Genomic DNA, 2,844 nt, shown 5'->3' on the forward strand with positions numbered 1-2,844 from the left:
GGGTATAGCTGTAGCTCACGACACCGGTCGCGGCATTGAACCCGGTGATGGTCAGGGTGCTGCCCAACGGGGTGGTGATCGATTGCGGGAAGCCGGCGGCCACACCACCGCTGACCACGGCGATGCCRCCAACGGTCAGGCTCGTGACGCCGTCCAGCGCGGTCACGRTGAAGGTGCCGTACTGGGTCAGCGCCGGTGCGTCCGGGCTGCTGCCGTCGCTGAGGTTTTTCTCGAAGACGGTGAGTTCGCCGCCCTCAACATTCAGACCGCCAATCGTGACCGAGTCATCGTTGTTGTGGATCTGCAGCACCAGGTTCGCCGTGCTGCTGTCACCGTCCGAATCGGTGATGGTGTAGSTRAAGGTTTCGGTGCCGTTGCCACCGCCCTGCAGGGCTTTGAAGTCCGCATCGTTGGGGTTCAGCGTGTAGGTGTAGGTGCCGTTGGCATTCAGCGCCAGAGTGCCGTAAGTCCCGGTGAAAGTGCCGGGGGTGATCGGTCCGGCGTTTTCACCGACCGTYACKCGGTCAGCGCCTTGCACRTCRTTGSTCAGYACGTTGCCGTTGAGSGTCAGCAGGGTTTCCGAGGCGGTYGAMGCATTGCTGTCGTACAYGSCTTTTGGCAGGTCGTCGACGATRTTGACGTTGATCTGCCCGGTCGCACTGTCGCCATCGGTATCGGTGGCYACGACGYTGAAGTTCTCGGTGAGGCTGTTGGCGCCGTCGGCACTCGGATGGGCTTCGTTATCGTTCAGCGTGTAGCTGTAGCTGATCACGCCGGTGGCCGCGTTAAACCCGGTGATGGTCAGGGTGCTGCCCAGTGGCGTGACCGCCGTTTGCGGGAAGCCAGCGGCCACACCACCGCTGACGACCGTGATGCCGCCGACGGTCAGGGTCTGCAGGCCATCGAGCGCGGTCACGGTGAAGGTGCCGCTCTGGGTCAGGGCCGGCGTGTTGGGGCTGCTGCCGTCGCTGAGATTTTTCTCGTAAACCGTCAGCTCGCCGCCATACACGTTGAGGCCGTTGAGGTCCACCGGATCGTCGTTGTTGTAGACGTTCAACACCAGGTTGGCGGTGCTGCTGTCACCGTCCGAATCGGTGAGGGTGTAGGTGAAGGTTTCGGTGCCGTCGCCACCGCCGTGCAATGCCTTGAAGTCGGCATCACTGGTGTTGAGGGTGTAGGTGTAAGTGCCGTTGGCATTCAGCACCAGGGTGCCGTAAGTCCCGGTGAAAGTGCCAGGGGTGATCGGGCCGGTGTTTTCACCGAGCGTCACGCGGTCGGCGCCTTGCACGTCGTTGCTCAATACGTTGCCGTTGAGGGTCAACAGGGTTTCCGAAGCCGTTGAAGTATTGCTGTCGTACACGCCTTTTGGCAGGTCGTCGACGATGTTGACGTCCAGCGAACCAGTCGCGGTGGTGCCGTTGTCGTCGACCACGGTCACGGCGAACTGCTCAGGCAGGGTGTTGGCGCCGTTGGCCGTCGGGTGCGCTTCGTTATCATTGAGGGTGTAGCTGTAGCTCACGACACCGGTCGCCGCATTGAACCCGGTGATGGTCAGGGTGCTGCCCAGTGGTGTGCTGATCGACTGCGGGAAGCCGGTGGCCACACCACCGGTGACCAAGGCGATACCGCCGACGGTCAGGCTCGTGACGCCGTCCAGGGCGGTGACGGTGAAGGTGCCGTTCTGGGTCAGGGCTGGTACGTCCGGGCTGCTGCCGTCGCCGAGATTTTTTTCATAAACCGTCAGCTCACCGCCATACACGTTGAGGCCGTTGAGGGTCACCGGATTGTCGTTGTTGTAGACGTTGAGCACCAGGTTGGCGGTGGTGCTGTCGCCGTCGGAGTCGGTGATGGTGTAGGTGAAAGTTTCGCTGCCGTCGCCGCCGCCATGCAGGGCTTTGAAATCGGCATCGCTGGTGTTGAGGGTGTAGGTGTAAGTGCCATTGGCGTTGAGTACCAGGGTGCCGTAGGTACCGGTGAACGTACCGGGGGTGATCGGGCCGGCGTTTTCTCCGACCACTACCCGGTCAGCGCCTTGCACGTCGTTGCTCAGCACGTTGCCGTTGAGGGTCAGCAGGGTTTCCGARGCSGTTGAMGCATTGCTGTCGTACACGCCTTTTGGCAGGTCGTCGACAATGTTCACGTCCAGCGAACCGGTCGCGGTGGTGCCGTTGTCGTCGACCACGGTSACGGCGAACTGCTCAGGCAGGGTGTTGGCGCCGTTGSCSGTYGGGTGSGCTTCGTTATCRTTGAGGGTATAGCTGTAGCTCACGACACCGGTCGCGGCATTGAACCCGGTGATGGTCAGGGTGCTGCCCAGCGGGGTGGTGATCGATTGCGGGAAGGCGGCGGCCACGCCACCGGTGACCACGGCGATACCACCGACGGTCAGGGTCGTGACACCGTCCAGCGCGGTGACGGTAAAGGTGCCGTTCTGGGTCAAGGCTGGTGCGTCTGGGCTGCTGCCGTCGCTGAGATTTTTCTCGAATACAGTGAGTTCGCCACCCTCAACATTCAAACCGCCAATCGTGATCGAGTCATCGTTGTTGTGGATCTGCAGCACCAGGTTCGCCGTGCTGCTGTCGCCGTCTGCATCGGTGAGGGTGTAGCTGAAGGTTTCGGTGCCGTTGCCACCGCCATGCAGGGCTATGAAATCCGCATCGCTGGTGTTGAGGGTGTAGGTGTAGGTGCCGTTGGCATTCAGTACCAAAGTGCCGTAGGTGCCGGTGAAAGTGCCGGGGGTGATGGGGCCGGCGTTTTCTCCGAGCGCTACCCGATCGGCGCCTTGCACGTCGTTGATCAACACGTTGCCGTTGAGGGTCAGCAGGGTTTCCGAGGCCGTTGAAG

At 61.9% G+C, this 2,844-nt stretch carries 1 protein-coding gene; it reads right to left on the bottom strand.

Annotated elements, in window-relative coordinates; translation table 11 throughout:
* The coding region (locus tag AC1DVH_RS28995) for a beta strand repeat-containing protein (protein ID WP_477756673.1) at window positions 1-2,844 on the bottom strand (2,844 nt) is incomplete at both ends.

This window comes from Pseudomonas sp. P4_C3, assembly GCF_056402075.1.